This window comes from Bartonella sp. CL70QHWL (genome assembly GCF_042194855.1).
GTDB lineage: Bacteria > Pseudomonadota > Alphaproteobacteria > Rhizobiales > Rhizobiaceae > Bartonella.
Genome location: NZ_JBHINJ010000002.1, coordinates 16,742 through 32,834 on the forward strand (window position 1 = coordinate 16,742; position 16,093 = coordinate 32,834).

At 38.0% G+C, this 16,093-nt stretch carries 15 protein-coding genes; 9 read left to right on the top strand and 6 right to left on the bottom strand.

What is annotated here, in order from left to right; genetic code table 11:
- Window positions 1-44: 44 nt before the first annotated feature.
- On the bottom strand, window positions 45-632 hold the full coding sequence (locus ACFIJZ_RS01310) for an undecaprenyl-diphosphatase (protein ID WP_273791077.1): 588 nt from the start codon (window positions 630-632) through the stop codon (window positions 45-47).
- Window positions 633-967: 335 nt separating this feature from the next.
- On the opposite strand from ACFIJZ_RS01310, the gene rpsF reads away from it, so the two are divergent.
- The 9 genes from rpsF (at window position 968) to ACFIJZ_RS01355 (ending at window position 9,887) form a co-directional block, all read left to right on the top strand.
- Window positions 968-1,375 carry a 30S ribosomal protein S6 gene (gene rpsF / locus ACFIJZ_RS01315; RefSeq protein ID WP_273791078.1) on the top strand — a complete coding sequence of 136 codons (408 nt, stop codon included), beginning with the start codon at window positions 968-970 and terminating at the stop codon, window positions 1,373-1,375.
- Window positions 1,375-1,623, top strand: coding sequence for a 30S ribosomal protein S18 (gene rpsR, locus ACFIJZ_RS01320; RefSeq protein ID WP_012754957.1), 249 nt, complete (start codon window positions 1,375-1,377; stop codon window positions 1,621-1,623). The genes rpsF and rpsR overlap by 1 nt, the downstream gene beginning before the upstream one ends.
- A gap of 148 nt (window positions 1,624-1,771) precedes the next feature.
- A complete protein-coding gene (locus tag ACFIJZ_RS01325; protein WP_375630761.1) occupies window positions 1,772-2,752 on the top strand; it encodes a hypothetical protein in 981 nt (326 codons plus the stop codon).
- A 25-nt stretch (window positions 2,753-2,777) separates the two neighbouring features.
- Complete coding sequence (rplI, locus tag ACFIJZ_RS01330; RefSeq protein WP_273791080.1) at window positions 2,778-3,374, top strand: 50S ribosomal protein L9; 597 nt, start codon at window positions 2,778-2,780, stop codon at window positions 3,372-3,374.
- Window positions 3,375-3,968: 594 nt separating this feature from the next.
- Window positions 3,969-5,459 carry a replicative DNA helicase gene (locus tag ACFIJZ_RS01335; protein ID WP_273791081.1) on the top strand — a complete coding sequence of 497 codons (1,491 nt, stop codon included), beginning with the start codon at window positions 3,969-3,971 and terminating at the stop codon, window positions 5,457-5,459.
- A 6-nt stretch (window positions 5,460-5,465) separates the two neighbouring features.
- Window positions 5,466-6,842: a DNA repair protein RadA gene (gene radA, locus ACFIJZ_RS01340; protein WP_375630763.1), complete on the top strand. Its 1,377-nt coding sequence runs from the start codon at window positions 5,466-5,468 to the stop codon at window positions 6,840-6,842.
- 142 nt (window positions 6,843-6,984) lie between these two features.
- Complete coding sequence (locus tag ACFIJZ_RS01345; RefSeq protein WP_273791083.1) at window positions 6,985-7,566, top strand: CvpA family protein; 582 nt, start codon at window positions 6,985-6,987, stop codon at window positions 7,564-7,566.
- Between the two features lie 75 nt (window positions 7,567-7,641).
- On the top strand, window positions 7,642-9,135 hold the full coding sequence (gene purF, locus ACFIJZ_RS01350) for an amidophosphoribosyltransferase (RefSeq protein WP_375630765.1): 1,494 nt from the start codon (window positions 7,642-7,644) through the stop codon (window positions 9,133-9,135).
- 2 nt (window positions 9,136-9,137) lie between these two features.
- Window positions 9,138-9,887, top strand: a complete 750-nt coding sequence (locus tag ACFIJZ_RS01355; RefSeq protein ID WP_375630767.1) for an SDR family NAD(P)-dependent oxidoreductase — start codon at window positions 9,138-9,140, stop codon at window positions 9,885-9,887.
- Between the two features lie 70 nt (window positions 9,888-9,957).
- Here the strand turns inward: ACFIJZ_RS01355 and pssA are convergent, their stop codons facing one another.
- The 5 genes from pssA to cysS form a co-directional block, all read right to left on the bottom strand.
- Window positions 9,958-10,797 (bottom strand): CDP-diacylglycerol--serine O-phosphatidyltransferase, encoded by an 840-nt coding sequence (gene pssA, locus ACFIJZ_RS01360; protein WP_273791086.1) that lies wholly within the window; start codon window positions 10,795-10,797, stop codon window positions 9,958-9,960.
- A gap of 8 nt (window positions 10,798-10,805) precedes the next feature.
- Window positions 10,806-11,504, bottom strand: a complete 699-nt coding sequence (locus tag ACFIJZ_RS01365; protein WP_273791087.1) for a phosphatidylserine decarboxylase — start codon at window positions 11,502-11,504, stop codon at window positions 10,806-10,808.
- Window positions 11,505-11,621: 117 nt separating this feature from the next.
- Window positions 11,622-13,505, bottom strand: coding sequence for an ABC transporter ATP-binding protein/permease (locus ACFIJZ_RS01370; RefSeq protein WP_273791088.1), 1,884 nt, complete (start codon window positions 13,503-13,505; stop codon window positions 11,622-11,624).
- Between the two features lie 114 nt (window positions 13,506-13,619).
- Window positions 13,620-14,291, bottom strand: a complete 672-nt coding sequence (locus tag ACFIJZ_RS01375) for a DUF421 domain-containing protein (protein ID WP_375630770.1) — start codon at window positions 14,289-14,291, stop codon at window positions 13,620-13,622.
- Between the two features lie 39 nt (window positions 14,292-14,330).
- Window positions 14,331-15,839 carry a cysteine--tRNA ligase gene (cysS, locus tag ACFIJZ_RS01380; RefSeq protein ID WP_375630772.1) on the bottom strand — a complete coding sequence of 503 codons (1,509 nt, stop codon included), beginning with the start codon at window positions 15,837-15,839 and terminating at the stop codon, window positions 14,331-14,333.
- Between the last annotated feature and the right edge of the window lie 254 nt (window positions 15,840-16,093).

Sequence of the window (16,093 nt, forward strand, 5' to 3'; positions counted from 1 at the left end):
TTTCTTTTGACCTTATTCATCCGCACAAATCAAGATAAAGCCCTTTATTTAAAACGAATACCACACTTAAAATTATATTTTAAGGGCGGAATTTGATATAAAAACTTAGGGAAATAGGGTGCTATAAACTGAATAACACCCAAACTTATGAGACTTCCTAAAATTGCACCTGCTAAAATATCAAAGGGATAATGTACACCCACAAAGATGCGCGCCCAACAGATCAAACACAAAAATACCGAAGCAAATTTAAAAGCAACTTTGTATCGGTAAAAATAAAAGTTAGCTGCATAAGATGCAATGGTCAAGGCATGATTACTAGGAAAAGAAGCTGTCGCACGATGTTGAATAAGCGGTGTCGTCAGCCCTACCACGAATGGGCGAGGATGAAAATAAAAAAGAGAAATGAGATAACCTATGAAAAGAGCCGCACAAATACTCATGCAAATGCTTAGCACGACACATCGTTCCCTCTCCCCACCACAAAACCACAACGCACAGAGATGGAGAGGAATAATATAAATTAAAAACTTTGCACAAAAAATACTAAACAAAACTACAATCGACCAAGCGTGATGATTGCCGACAAACATTTCAAAGAGTGTAACATCAATCTGGTTTAAAAAGTCCATTTTTCCCTCCTTTACCTTTATATTACAGTATTATCTTTTTGTAGAAGAAGGAAATATATCAAGATTTAACAAATCAATTTTTTTATGTGCATAAACTTGCTATTTTAAAAGATAACCTGTAAATGTGAAATGTTCGTTGCCGGCACTTTAGCTGGAGGTTGAACGGAGGGCTGTAAAATATCAGTAGGAAATACAATGTTTCCGGCCTCCCGTGTCTCCGCTCTGAGATGTCTCGAATTGTAAACGCGTCCTTTCTTCTTTGGATTTCCAAAAAAGACAAGTCGCAGAGGCTTTGCGCTAAAGCCGGTGAAATTTAATTGAAGAAAGGCAAAACAATGGCTCTTTATGAACATATGTTCCTTGCCCGACAAGACATCGCACCGCAGCAAGTTGATGAACTTTTGAGTCTCTACAAAGGTGTCATTGAAGCGCATGGTGGAAAAGTTGGGCGTATAGAAAATTGGGGACTTCGTCCTCTTGCTTACCGTATTCGTAAAAACCGTAAAGCTTATTATGTCTTGGTCAATATTGATGCACCAGCTTCAGCAATTGCTGAAGTGGAGCGTCAGATGCGCATCAATGAGGATATTTTGCGTTATATGACCATTCGCGTAGAAAAACACGAAAAAGAAAAATCTGCTATGCTCTCACACCTTGATCGCAATAGTCACATTGGACACGATGAAGAGCGTCCTCGTTTTCCACGTCGTCAACGTGAAAATGCTATAGAAGAGGTAGAATGATGACTGATACTAATCAAAACTCTGCACGTCGCCCCTTTCATCGTCGTCGTAAAACATGTCCTTTTTCAGGGACCAATGCTCCCAAAATTGATTATAAAGACATCAAGTTGTTACAACGTTATATTTCCGAACGTGGGAAAATTGTTCCTTCACGGATTACTGCTGTTAGTCAGAAAAAACAGCGTGAATTAGCTAATGCTATCAAACGTGCTCGCTTTTTAGGCTTACTTCCGTACGTTATAAAGTAAGCGATCAATATGTTATGTAACTGGAGAGTTTCTCCAGTTGCTTTTCTTATATGGTTAAAAATAGCTTGTTGTATCCTATGTTAAGCTATTAAATGTCAAAGTTGGGGTATTGACACGCCTCTAACTGCAGAAAGCAGGACAGCAATAAATGAAAAAAAATCGTACTTATGAGATATTAACCGGTATTTTGGCAGGATTATTTGCTGTTGTGATAGGAATGGCAATCATCAGTGTTGCAAATATCGCGCCCTTTTTTTCTCTTCTTCTTGGCTGCTTTCTTTCATTGCCAATTTTTATTGTTGCGTTCGGTCAAGGAACATTAGCCAGTCTCATCGCCCTCATAAGTGCCACTGTTGTTCTTATCATAACCACTAATACCTATATTGCTCTTGGCTCTATGTTCTTATTTTTCCTTCCTGCTGTCTATGCTTCTTGGCTTCTTGGGCTTGCACGACCAGCGCAAAAAGAAAACGAACTGATATGGTATCCATTATCATCGGTTATTTTTCATTTAACTAATTTTATCGCTCTTATAGCAACTTTCATTGGGCTCTATGTTCAAACCCGTCCATCCACACCCGTCATTGCAAAAAAAATCACCGAAAACATAGCACAAACTCTGCAACAATCACAGTCAATAAAAGAAGCCGATATACGCGCTTTTAGTGAGCTTTTAATGACGCATACAGCAACTTTTACTGCTTTTTCTTTGACTATTTATAGTTTGGTTTTTCTCATTGGTAACCTTTACTTTTCCATGATAGCAGCACAACATATGAAATGGCTGAAAAGACCCCGTGATGATTGGAGCCAAACTCTCCGCCTTCCAATTTCTGGAATTATTATTTTCATTATTGTTTGCATAGCATCGATGATTGAGCTGAGCGCTTCTCTTAACTTGAGTACCCGTGTCTTTAGCACTGCATACATTGTCATCATATTAATTAGCGGTCTAGCATATCTGCACAATATTACAAAAGGGGTAAACGGTCGAATTATTATACTTTCTCTTGTTTATATTGCTATTTTTACAATCGTTTTTACTCCACCTATTGTTTTCATGATGCTTTTGATGGGAATTTGGGCTGCTATTCAATACAATTTTCAATCACGCAAAAAACTCCACTAAATTTATTTGTTCGAAAGGAAAAACTATGGATATTATTTTACTTGAGCGCATTCCTCGTCTTGGTCAGATGGGTGATATTGTCTCAGTTAAAGATGGTTATGCGCGTAATTTTCTCTTACCTCAAGGTAAAGCTTTACGCGCAAATGAAGCTAATAAAAAACATTTTGAGGTACAACGTGCACAACTTGAAGCACGTAATCTTGAACGGAAAAGCGAAGCGCAAAAAATTGCTGAAAAACTTGATGGACAATCATTCATTGTTGTTCGTTCTGCTGGTGAAACGGGACAACTTTATGGTTCTGTGTCAACACGTGATATTGCTGAAATCATAACAGATGAAGGCTTTTCTATTGGAAGAAATCAAATCGAACTTAATCATCCAATAAAAATGATCGGTCTTCACACTATCACTCTTAGCTTACATCCAGAGGTTCAAATTTCTGTGATTATTAACGTTGCGCGTTCTACCAGTGAAGCACAACGCCAAGCAGAAGGTGAAACTCTCACTTCGGCTAAAGAAATATATAATATTCAAGAAGAATTATTAGAAGAAAGTCAGGAAGAATTATTGGCAGAAGAAATTAATGACAACGATATAAACAGTTCTCATCAAGAAGCTTAACTGCTATTTTTGCTTTGTGTTTTATATTTTTTATTCCATTTTAAATATTGTTCATAAAATACTCACACTTTAAAAGTGAGTATTTTATGGCTATCGTACATAAATAATCTAATTTTTATGAAAGAATTAGAAATATATTATTTAAAGGCATTATATGCCGAGAATGATAATATCACTAAGAGGAAATGTCTTTTGTCTTCCAGCATATAAAGCAAAAATAATTTAAAGTCCTACCCTTAAGGCTAAAGTTTGTACGAGCGTTAAGTTGATTATATCCTCACATGATCTGAAATAATTTCAGTTATAAAAAAATAATTCTACTTACACAGATATTGGAATTTTAAGGTTAAGTAACTTAAAAATACTTAAATTTAGAGTAGCAAAACTTCCACTTTAAAATCACATATTATAAAATAAAATAGATAGACGTTATATAAATAATACACAAATGATAAATGAGGAACGAAAAGAGAGTTTTAAAAAATTATATAATTTTAACTTAAAATGAAGATTTGTCGCTCTATTCTTTTAATTATACGGTTTTCAATTTATCGCCTAAAGTAGCTAGACTTAGAATTTTAGTGGAAAAATATTATGGAAGAAACTAACGTTGTTAATGTCAGCTCTTCAAAGAAAGAGGATTCTCCTTCTTTTCGGCAACTTCCGCATAATATTGAAGCTGAACAGGCATTGCTTGGTGCCATCTTTATCAACAATGATTCTCTTGACCGCGTTTCAGATTTTCTAAAACCAGAACATTTTTTTGAACCATTGCATCAAAAAATTTATCATGTTTTATCTCACCTTATTAAAACAGGAAAACGTGTAGATCCAGTTACAATCAAGCCCTATATCCAAATGGAAGAAAAAATTGGAGATATTACTGTATACCAATATGTTGTTCGCTTAGCCACAGAGGCAGTCACTATTATTAACGCTGAAGATTATGGACGCGTCATTTACGATCTTTTTATCCGACGGTCTTTGATTAACCTTGGAACTCAAGTTGTCAATACAGCCTTTGATGCTCCTGTAGAACTCACGCCTACCCAACAAATTGAAACTGTTGAAAATCAGTTATTTGAGCTAGCAGAAAAAGGGAAATATGGAGGTGGATTTGAAAATTTTAATGAGGCTATCAAAAAAGCTATCGATATGGCAAGTGCTGCGAAAAAGCGCTCTTCACAATTATCAGGGATAGCCACCCATATTAAAACACTTGATGAAAAAATGGGAGGATTACAAGCATCTGACTTAATTATCCTTGCGGGCCGCCCTGGTATGGGTAAAACCTCACTGGCTACCAATATTGCCTTTAATATTGCTAATGCTTATAATCGTAATGCCAATATCCAAGAAAATGAAGGCGGCATTGTGGGATTCTTCTCACTTGAGATGTCATCCGAACAGCTTGCAACACGTATTATTTCTGAACAAACAGAAGTCTCTTCTTCTGATATTCGGCGTGGTAATATTTCAGATGAACAATTTTCAAAAATTATTCGTGCGGTGAACCAACTACAAAAGGCACCACTTTATATTGATCAAACTGGGGGAATATCAATTACGCAATTAGCTGCTCGTGCGCGGCGTCTCAAGCGGCAACATGGTTTAGATATCTTGTTTATTGACTATATCCAACTCATGACAAGCAGTTCAAAGCGTTCATCAGAAAATCGTGTTCAAGAGATCACAGAAATTACCACAGGATTAAAAGCATTAGCAAAAGAATTGAATATTCCTATTATCGCTCTCTCTCAACTTTCACGTCAAGTAGAAAATAGAACAGATAAACGTCCACAGCTCTCAGATTTACGTGAATCTGGTTCAATTGAGCAAGATGCCGACATCGTTCTGTTTGTCTATCGCGAAGAATATTATCTCAAAAATGAAGAACCAAAACTAGGTAGCTTGGAACATACAAAATGGCAAGAAATAATGGATAAAGCTTTTGGAAAAGCTGATGTTATTATTGCAAAACAGCGCCATGGACCGACAGGAATCGTGCCCCTTGCCTTTCAATCTGATTTCACACGATTCAGTGATCTTGCCGATAGCAATTATCTTCCAGAGCAAATTGGTTAAATCAACATGGTGCGTAATCGTATTCAATTTATCTGTCAAAATTGTGGAACTGTCCATTCTCGTTGGGCAGGAAAATGTAGTGCTTGTGGAGAATGGAATTCCCTTATCGAAGAAAATATAAATGGCGGCATAGGAAGTGGTCCTAAGCAGAATACGCGTAAAGGACGCATCGTTGCCCTTACATCTCTTTCTGGAGATATCCAAGATGCTCCACGTATTTATTCTGGTATTGCGGAACTTGATCGTGTTACCGGTGGGGGCTTTGTCCGTGGATCGGCACTCCTTGTTGGAGGTGATCCGGGTATTGGTAAATCAACATTGCTGACACAAACAGCTGCTGCTTTATCACGTAAAGGATATAATGTCATCTATGTTTCAGGTGAAGAGGCTATTGCGCAAATTTGTCTGCGCGCACAAAGGCTTGAAGCTAACAATACAGAGGTGAAACTTGCTGCTGAAACCAATGTTGAAGATATTCTGGCAACCTTAAGCGAACATAAAAACCTTGATATGGTGATTATCGATTCGATTCAAACCCTATGGTCAGATACAGCAGATTCAGCACCTGGCACTGTCACACAAGTACGTATCGGTGCTCAGGCAATGATCCGCTTTGCCAAGAAAACAGGAGCCGCCGTTGTTCTTGTTGGGCATGTTACAAAAGATGGACAAATTGCTGGTCCTCGGGTCGTTGAACATATGGTTGATGGCGTTCTCTATTTTGAGGGTGAAGGAGGACATCATTATCGCATTCTTAGAACTGTAAAAAATCGCTTCGGACCAACAGATGAAATTGGTGTCTTTGAAATGTCTGATAAAGGATTACGCGAAGTGATAAATCCATCCGAATTGTTTTTAGGAGAACGTAATGAAAAAGCCCCAGGCGCTGCTGTTTTCGCCGGTATGGAAGGAACACGCCCGATACTCGTAGAAATTCAAGCGCTTGTTGCTCCTTCTTCCCTTGGGACACCAAGACGTGCGGTTGTCGGATGGGATGGAAATCGTCTTTCTATGATTCTTGCCGTTTTAGAAGCCCATTGTGGCATTCGTTTTGGACAGCATGATGTCTATCTGAACGTGGCAGGTGGCTATCGCATATCAGAACCCGCTGCTGATTTAGCTGTAGCCGCTGCTTTGGTATCTTCTCTTGCCAATATCGCATTGCCAACGGATTATGTCTATTTTGGTGAAGTCAGTCTTTCAGGAGCTACCCGCGCTGTTGCACATTCAGCACAGCGCATAAATGAAGCCAAAAAACTCGGCTTTCAAGGAGCCTTTCATCCCACAACAACAACCGAAATGATGAAGTCGCTCAACTTTAAACAAAAAACTTTCTCCGACCTTCCCGAACTCGTTGCTACTCTTACCGTAAGTAAAAAATGATCTGCACCACAGATATGATAATATAGAAAAAACTCTATAACATACAAAAGATCCTTGCTATAAGAACAAAAAATGGCATAACAAAAAATATATTTGCACACAGACTTAAAAGAACGCAACTTTATGTATAAGGAACAAACAAATGATCATAACAATCCTTGATGGAATTGTCGTAGTAATCATCCTGTTGTCCGCTTTTCTTGCTATGCTTCGAGGATTTTCACGTGAAGTGTTATCGTTGATTTCTTGGGCAGTTGCAGCTGTTACGACACTGTTTTTATTCAAACCTGTCTTACCTTTCTTTGAACAATATCTCTCTAATAAAATGATCGCATTGATCACAACATTGGTCACAATTTTTATTATTGTTCTCATTATTACTTCAATTATTACAATGAAGATCTCTGATTTTATTATTGATAGTCGAATTGGTATCCTTGACCGTGCTATTGGTTTTATTTTTGGAGCACTTCGTGGTTTACTTATCATGGTCATCGGTATGTTGCTGATTAATGCACTGATTAAACCCGAGCTTCAAGCGAATTGGTTAAAAAATGCAAAAACAAGACCCATTTTAGATTCATTGGGACAAAAAGTTTGGGAAATACTCCCAAAAGATATTGGATCTGTTCTCGAAAAGGCTGAAAATTTGTTTAAAGACAGCAATAAACATACGTATGAGCAACACTCTCATGAAAAGATAATTTTAAAAAATAGAGAATAGTTTTTCATGAGGAAAGAGAACTAAATGATGTACAATGTGATATTAATGATTCCTCCATATCACAACTGAAAGAATATGATGATAAAAAGCGATGTTTTCTGTCAAGAATTTTCATTAGATGATGATACCCTTCATGAAGAATGTGGAGTTTTTGGTATTCTTGGGCATGAAGATGCCGCAACATTAACAGCTCTTGGACTCCACGCACTTCAGCATCGTGGGCAAGAAGCAGCTGGGATTGTTTCTTACCACAATAAAATATTTCATCAAGAAAAGCATTTAGGTCTTGTTGGTGATCACTATACAAACCCTGCAACACTTGCGCGCTTACCAGGAAATCGTGCTATTGGACATACCCGTTATTCAACAACTGGAGAAGTGGCATTACGCAATGTTCAACCCCTTTTTGCTGAATTGAAAGTTGGAGGTATTGCTATTGCACATAATGGTAATCTTACCAATGGTCTCACATTACGCCGTGAACTCATCGCTTCTGGTGCTATCTGTCAATCAACGTCAGATTCAGAAGTTTTTCTCCATCTTATTGCCCGCTCACGTTATGAATCGTCCTCTGATCGTTTTGTTGATGCGATTCGGCAAGTAGAAGGTGGATATGCTATGTTAGCGCTCACACGTACAAAGCTTATTGCGGCACGCGATCCAACAGGAATTAGACCTCTCGTGATGGGGGAACTTGATGGTAAGCCTATCTTTTGTTCTGAAACTTGTGCTCTTGATATTATTGGAGCAAAATATGTCCGTGATGTTAAAAATGGAGAGATCATCATATGTGAAATACAAAAAAATGGGGAAATTACGAAAAAAATTATAAAACCAGAAAATACAAAACCAGAAAAACTTTGCTTGTTTGAATATGTTTATTTTGCCCGCCCAGACTCAATCGTTGGAGGACGTAGTGTTTATACAACACGCAAAAATATGGGAATCCATTTAGCACAGGAAGCCCCTTGTGAGGGTGATGTTGTGGTTCCTGTTCCTGATGGAGGAACGCCTGCCGCAATTGGCTATGCACAAGAAATTGGAATTCCCTTCGAGCTTGGTATTATTCGTAATCACTATGTTGGCCGCACTTTTATCGAACCAACACAACAAATTCGTGCTTTTGGCGTCAAGTTAAAACATTCGGCAAACCGTCCTGTGATTGAAGGAAAACGTGTTATTCTGGTTGATGACTCTATTGTACGTGGAACAACATCCCTTAAAATTGTACGAATGCTTCGCGATGCAGGAGCAAAAGAAGTTCATATGCGCATTTCTAGCCCTATGATTTTTTATCCTGACTTTTATGGTATTGATACACCTAAAGCTGAAAATCTTTTAGCAAATCAATATCCAGATTTAAAATCTATGTGTGATTTTATTGGAGCGGATTCATTAGAATTTCTTTCAACGGATGGATTATATCTTGCTGTAGCAGGGGAAAAACGGAATAACGCCGATCCACAATTTACTGACCATTATTTTACTGGATATTATCCTACGCATCTGGTTGATCAAGAAAATCTCTCCAAAATTCATCAATCATCTGTTCTTAAAACAAGAGATTAATGATGGCAAAATGTGATTTTAGTCTCCATGGGCGTGTGGCACTTGTTACTGGCGCATCAAGAGGGATTGGCTATTATTTGGCACTCGAGCTTGCTGCACGCGGGGCTCATATTATTGCTCTTGCACGAACAGTCAGTGGACTTACTGAATTAGATAATCAAATCCGAGAAAAAGGAGCTCATGCAACCCTTGTTCCCCTTGACTTGCATCATATGGAAAACATCGATACTCTTGCTATCTCAATTGCCAAACGCTGGAAAAAACTTGATATTATCGTTGCAAACGCAGGAATTCTTGGAACACTCTCACCAATAGCGCATATAGAAAACACGGTATTTGAAGATGTTTTTCAAATAAATCTTTTCAGCCAATGGCGCTTAATGAAAGCCGTTGAGCCTTTATTACGTGAATCTGATGCTGGACGAGCCATCCTGTTATCCTCAAGCGTTGCGCATGCTGCGCGCCCTTTCTGGGGAGCTTATGCAGCCTCTAAAGCGGCTTTAGAGGTGATTGCCCGTTGTTGGGCAGAAGAACTCAAACAAACCCCTATTAAGATTAATTGTGTCAACCCTGGTGCCACACGCACTGCCATGCGCGCTGAAGCTATGCCTAGTGAAGATCCACAAACTCTGCCTTCACCACAAGAGGTCGCAAAAAAGATCGTACATTTGTTATCACCTGATTTAAAGGAAACTGGAAAACTCTTTAATGTCCATAAAAATCGGTTTGTAAATTATCACATACCTGATTGATCATCATATGAGAAGTAAATCGTTTGACTCTCTCTTTTTTCTGTGCTCTTCGACAGAAGCATGAAGCACTTTATGATTCTTGGATAGCTTTAGCATCAGCCTTTTTCTCTTCTAAAGTAGCACGTTTATTATAAGCGATAAAACTACAGGGGAGAAAAATCATATAGCTAACAGCTGTAATCAATAAAGTTTCCCATGTGTAAGTCGCAAGAAAACCGACATAAATAACAATGACCAACATGCACGGTATAACGATATCGCGCCTTAAATTTTGATCAATTGTTTTTGCATTCCATACCGGTAAACGACTAATCAAAAGAAAAGCAATAATTACAGTATAAAGACTAAAAAATAATGCCCACCCCCAATTGGGAACCAAACCAAGAGTGCCTAAATAGGTAGGCAATAAAAGGAGTAATGCTCCTGCTGGTGCTGGAACACCAACAAAATAACTTTTCTGCCACTTAGGTATATTGGGGTTATCTAACATCACATTAAAACGTGCTAATCGCAAACAACAAGCAACACAATAAACAAGAGCAGCAACCCAACCAATGTGATTTGCTTGATTCAAGATAAAAGAATAAACAATGAGTGCAGGGGTAACACCAAAATTTATAACATCAGCAAGAGAATCCATCTGTGCCCCAAAAGATGAACTACCATCTATTAAACGGGCAATGCGTCCATCAGCACCATCTAAAACTGCGGCCAAAAGCACCATTAAAATAGCAGCTTCATAGCGATGTTCAAAAGCCAAACGAATACTGCTCATCCCTGCACAAATTGCTAAAATAGTAATGATATTGGGAATGACATACCGCATCGATGTAGGTGAACGCCGCCGATTTGCACCTTCATCATGCTGCCCCTCAGGATTGAATGAAGAAAATGGCGAAAAATTTTTCATTGTGAGTCCTAATCGTATCTGAAATCCGTTGTGGCACTCTTATCATCAAAAGAACCCAAAACTGTTTCTCCAGCAATTGCTGTCTGTCCAACTGCAACACGCACTTTCATTTCAGTTGGTATATAAATATCAAGGCGAGAACCAAAACGAATCAATCCAAATCGCTCACCAGTCATAACGGCATCATTTTCTTTTGACCAGCAAACAATCCGGCGTGCAACCATTCCCGCTATTTGTACGATACCGATTTTACCATGTTTGCTATCAATTACCATCCCATTACGCTCATTAAACTGACTAGCTTTATCAAAGTCAGCATTAGTAAATCGACCTGGCTGATAAACGATAGACTCTACTGTACCACTGATAGGAATACGATTAATATGGCATGAAAAAACATCCATAAAAATGGAAATACGGATCATTTCATCTTTCCCTAATCCTAATTCTTCAGGTGGAACACATGATTCCACAAATGAAATACGCCCATCTGCAGGCGACATAACCCAATTTGAATTCAAAGGGATCACACGATCTGGATCACGGAAAAAGTATACACACCACACCGTGAGAATGAGACCAAACCAAAACAACGGACTCCATATCCAACCAAGAATGAGCGAAATAACAAAAAACGCTACAATAAAAGGATAGCCTTCTTTATGAACCGATACAAAGCTATTATGGAAAGATTGCAGAATACTCATATAATTTCCTATTCATCGTAAACTTAAACAAGCAACAAATCTTTTTGTTCCTCTTGTGTCTTTTTATGTATTTAATCAATCACTCCATATAAAGATATAGATTACATTTTGCTCTATTTATTTTTTACGATTAACAACACTCATCTCATCTTCTTCACGCATTTTACGTAACTTTTCTTCAGCTTTCGTTGCTTCAAGCTGCTTATTCCACATTGAAGCATAGAGACCTTTCTTGCGTAAAAGCTCTGTATGCGTCCCATTTTCAATAATACGACCACTTTTAAGAACTAAAATTTCATCAGCATTGATAACAGTAGAAAGACGGTGAGCAATAATCAATGTTGTACGTCCACGGCTTACAATATCTAATGCTTGTTGAATTTCCTGTTCCGTCGCCGTATCAAGAGCCGCCGTTGCTTCATCTAGAATAAGAAGTGGGGGAGCTTTTAAAAGTGTCCGGGCAATAGCCACGCGTTGTTTTTCACCACCTGATAATTTGAGACCTCGCTCTCCTACCATAGACTGAAAACCTTCCGGTAAAATTTCAATAAATTTTGATATTTGTGCCATTTCAGCAGCTTTGCGCATCTCTTCATCTGTAGCACTTGGACGCCCATAGCAAATATTATAGGCAATTGTATCATTAAATAACACCGTATCTTGTGGGACCATGCCAATCGCTTCACGCAAACTCTTTTGTGTTACGTCACGAATATCCTGCCCGTCAATTGTGATAGAGCCCGCATCAACATCATAAAACCGAAAAAGCAACCGAGAAATAGTGGATTTACCGGCACCAGATGGACCAACAATGGCGACTGTTTTTCCTCCCGGAACTTTAAAATCAATATCTCTGAGAATCTGACGTCTCGAATCGTAGGAAAACTTTACCTGATGAAAACAAATGGTCCCATCGCTTATCTCTAACGGTTTAGCATCCGATTTATCAACGATCTCCTTCTGAACATCTAAAAGATCAAACATTGCTTCAATATCCGTTAAACCTTGTCGAATATCACGATACATTGAACCAATAAAATTTAGTGGAATAGAAAGTTGCATTAAAAGCGCATTAATAAAAACAAAATCTCCTAAAGTTTGTGTCTTATAAAAAACTTCATAAGCTGACATCAGCATCATGATCGTCATTCCAATACCAAAGATAAGAGTCTGACCAAAATTAAGCCAGCTTAACGATGTCCAAATCTTCGTTGCGGCTTTTTCATAACCTACCATAGAAGCATCAAATCGATCGGCTTCTAGAGTTTCATTACCAAAATATTTGACCGTTTCAAAATTCAAAAGAGAATCAACAGCGCGAGTATTCGCCTCAGTATCCGCTGTATTCATTTTTTGTCGAATGCGAATACGCCAATCACTCGCCTTAATGGTAAATAAGATATATAATCCAACCGTTGCAACAACGATGAGAAGATAATGCCACCCATAACTTATGTAAAATACCAGTGCCGTTAATATAAATTCTAAAACTGTCGGTACTGTACTAAGAATTGAAAATCTTACAATCGCTTCAATTCCTTTTGTTCCACGCTCAATCACACGAGAAAGCCCACCTGTTCGGCGTTCCAAATGAAATCGCAAGGATAACTCATGCATATGTACAAAGGTTTTATAAGCTAATTGACGAACAGCGTATTGACCAACAGTGGCAAACAGGGAATCGCGTAATTGATTTAATCCAGCCTGCATAATACGCGCGACATTGTATGCCAAAACGAGCATGATGGGAATAATCCAACTGGATGGGAACCATTCAGGTAGCTGAAAGCTTGAATCAAGCACATTCGTAGAATATTTAAATAAATACGGTACAGATATGAGAACGAGCTTAGCCAAAACAAGATAAAATATTGCCCATAGCACACGCATTTTTAGATCACGCCGACCTACCGGCCACATATAGGGCCATAAATTGTAAAGTGTGTGCAGAGTCTTCCCTGTATCTGATGATACAGTTTTTGTCATTTCATTGCGTTTCATAAAGTCCTTACTTCTCTATCATCCGCACAAACAGGCAAAATACCCTCTGTGGTTATTTATAGATTTATCTCTTTATTATACTTCCAATAAGCTATACCTACCCGTTTTTTGAAGTTAGACTGTTTTTGAAAAAGGAACAAGAAATAATCCACTATACAATTTATTATTTTGATCTGTATTTTCATACCACTCTGCTGCGAATAAACTTTCAACTTTTACATGTTTTTTTTTCAATTCTGCCTGAAGCCACTTTTGTGTTTTACCAATCTCTTTAAGTCCATCATCAATAACTTCACCATTTTCTATTAAAATCGTCGATTTCTTTCCCTCTTCCTTTTTAATGACAGTGCAATCACCATTGGTTTCCAAACGAACAAAAGCAGCTTCATGTAAGTGACACCCTTTAAGACGTAACATCGTAATGAGATCATTAATATTGATCCCCAAGTTCTTAATCTTATCCATTTGGAAAACTCCATCTAAAACTAATGTGACATTCCGCCCTGCAATAAGACGACGAAAAAAAACTGAATAACGTGCAATAAAATTAAAAGATGTAATCAGGGTTTGCCAGATGAGTAAAACAAGCAATAATTGAATGCTACTAATATTCTGATTATAAATAACGCCTCCAATAATACCTCCCATAACAAAATTACTGACCAAATCAACTGGTGTCATTTGACTAAGACTCCCCCGCCCCGTCGTTCTTAAAATAAATAAGAAGGCAACAAGACCTACAGCCAGCTTAAGCGCGATATATCCATAATGATATAAAAATTCCATCATATTCTCCTTTTTTATGGAGCTGCTGGAATAGAGACATTAGTGTCGCTTTATTTCCCACACAGTTATGCGCTCACCACTCTGCGGATCCTTACTGTCTTTTAAAAGAACCCCCTCGGCTGCAAGCTCATCACGAATTGTATCCGCAGCTTCCCACTCTTTATTATGGATAAGTCTTAGTCTTTCGGCAATGCGCTGATCAATAAATTTTGTATCAAGGAAAGTTTTTCTCATAAATAATGGGCAGTCTATTCCTTTAATCCATTCTTGTCGTAACAGTCCTAATAAATTCATCCCATTTACAAGAGCCAAAGCATTTCCTTCCTTATAAAATTTTCGCAAAAGAGTCAGTGCTTTTGGAGTATTAAGATCATCACTAAGTGCATCTATCAAAGTATCATCAATTGCTTCATTGTTTTTCATCTCACTCTTTTTGCTGCGAAGCCATTCATACCAACGATACAGTTCGCTGCTCGATTGTATTAAACGCTGCGCTGTCCAATTTAGTGGTTCACGATAATGCGTTTGCAACATCGAAAAACGCGCAGACAAACCAGCCCAATTTTGCTTCATTTCATCGGTTAAAATACCATTAAACTCCAAAAAATTATTCTCTAAAACAGAACGAATAGTTATGAAATTGCCAAAGCTTTTCGACATCTTTTTGCCTTCAACTTGTAAAAAACCATTATGCAGCCAAAAATTAGCCATTCGCTCCGTCCCAAAAGCTGAACAACTTTGTGCAATCTCATTTTCATGATGAGGAAAAATTAAATCAATTCCACCACCATGGATATCAAAAACATTGGCGGTCGGATCATCACAGGTTAAACCACCGCCATAGGGCGCTAATAACTTTGCCATTGACATTGCAGAACATTCAATATGCCAACCTGGACGACCTAAAACAGGAATTCCGCCCGGTGATTCCCAACCTGGTTCTCCTTCCACAGAAGGCTTCCATAAAACAAAATCCATCTCTTCCCTTTTATAAGCAGCAACATCGATACGCGCCCCCGCCCTCATTTCATCTAAAGAACGATTTGCAAATGCCCCATAATGGGGAGGATTTTTTATGCTACTTACAGAAAACAATATATGGTTTTCCGCTTTATAAGCGTGCCCCTTTTCAAGCAATCTTTCAATTAAAGAGCGCATTTCCTCTAAATGCTCGGTTGCGCGCGGCTGGCTGGTTGGCAAAAGACAACCAAGTGCTATTGTATCTTGCTGAAACTGAGAATATGTACGTTCTGTTAATTGACGAATAGCATCATTCAATGACAAGTTTGGATATTCGCAAGCTGCGCGTGCATTAATTTTATCATCAACATCTGTAATATTACGTGCATATAGAACATGCTCATTACCATAAACATGACGCAATAAACGAAATAAAATATCAAAAACAATGACAGGGCGTGCATTTCCTATATGCGCATAATCATAAACTGTCGGACCACAAACATAAAGACGTACTCTTGTCGCATCTATTGGTGTAAAATTTTCTTTTTTACGTGTCAGCGTATTATAAAATCGCAACTCTTTCATTTATTGACTCCATGGACGATATTATGCACCGATCCTTTTAGATGTATCTTATCTCAAATTATTGTATTACGCTGTTTAGGCTAAAAACTTTTATCTTATAGTAAATTCTTCTTACCATTTTCCCATTGTATTCACGGCTGTATCCATCATTTATCATAAAAATAATCTATTTTATTTGATTGGACAAAAGCGTTCTATCATTAGAAATGCTCTCCCTCCTTAAAGAAAACGAACTTAGAAAAAATTCTATAGGT

Excerpts from the sequence above, each read along its gene's own strand:
- ACFIJZ_RS01310 (WP_273791077.1), bottom strand. The coding sequence starts at position 632 with ATGGACTTTTTAAACCAGATTGATGTTACACTCTTTGAAATGTTTGTC.
- ACFIJZ_RS01355 (WP_375630767.1), top strand. The coding sequence starts at position 9,138 with ATGGCAAAATGTGATTTTAGTCTCCATGGGCGTGTGGCACTTGTTACT.
- purF (WP_375630765.1), top strand. The coding sequence starts at position 7,642 with ATGATGATAAAAAGCGATGTTTTCTGTCAAGAATTTTCATTAGATGAT.
- ACFIJZ_RS01325 (WP_375630761.1), top strand. The coding sequence starts at position 1,772 with ATGAAAAAAAATCGTACTTATGAGATATTAACCGGTATTTTGGCAGGA.
- ACFIJZ_RS01345 (WP_273791083.1), top strand. The coding sequence starts at position 6,985 with ATGATCATAACAATCCTTGATGGAATTGTCGTAGTAATCATCCTGTTG.
- ACFIJZ_RS01335 (WP_273791081.1), top strand. The coding sequence starts at position 3,969 with ATGGAAGAAACTAACGTTGTTAATGTCAGCTCTTCAAAGAAAGAGGAT.
- ACFIJZ_RS01365 (WP_273791087.1), bottom strand. The coding sequence starts at position 11,504 with ATGAGTATTCTGCAATCTTTCCATAATAGCTTTGTATCGGTTCATAAA.
- radA (WP_375630763.1), top strand. The coding sequence starts at position 5,466 with ATGGTGCGTAATCGTATTCAATTTATCTGTCAAAATTGTGGAACTGTC.
- ACFIJZ_RS01375 (WP_375630770.1), bottom strand. The coding sequence starts at position 14,291 with ATGGAATTTTTATATCATTATGGATATATCGCGCTTAAGCTGGCTGTA.
- rpsR (WP_012754957.1), top strand. The coding sequence starts at position 1,375 with ATGACTGATACTAATCAAAACTCTGCACGTCGCCCCTTTCATCGTCGT.
- rpsF (WP_273791078.1), top strand. The coding sequence starts at position 968 with ATGGCTCTTTATGAACATATGTTCCTTGCCCGACAAGACATCGCACCG.
- cysS (WP_375630772.1), bottom strand. The coding sequence starts at position 15,839 with ATGAAAGAGTTGCGATTTTATAATACGCTGACACGTAAAAAAGAAAAT.
- pssA (WP_273791086.1), bottom strand. The coding sequence starts at position 10,797 with ATGAAAAATTTTTCGCCATTTTCTTCATTCAATCCTGAGGGGCAGCAT.
- ACFIJZ_RS01370 (WP_273791088.1), bottom strand. The coding sequence starts at position 13,505 with ATGAAACGCAATGAAATGACAAAAACTGTATCATCAGATACAGGGAAG.
- rplI (WP_273791080.1), top strand. The coding sequence starts at position 2,778 with ATGGATATTATTTTACTTGAGCGCATTCCTCGTCTTGGTCAGATGGGT.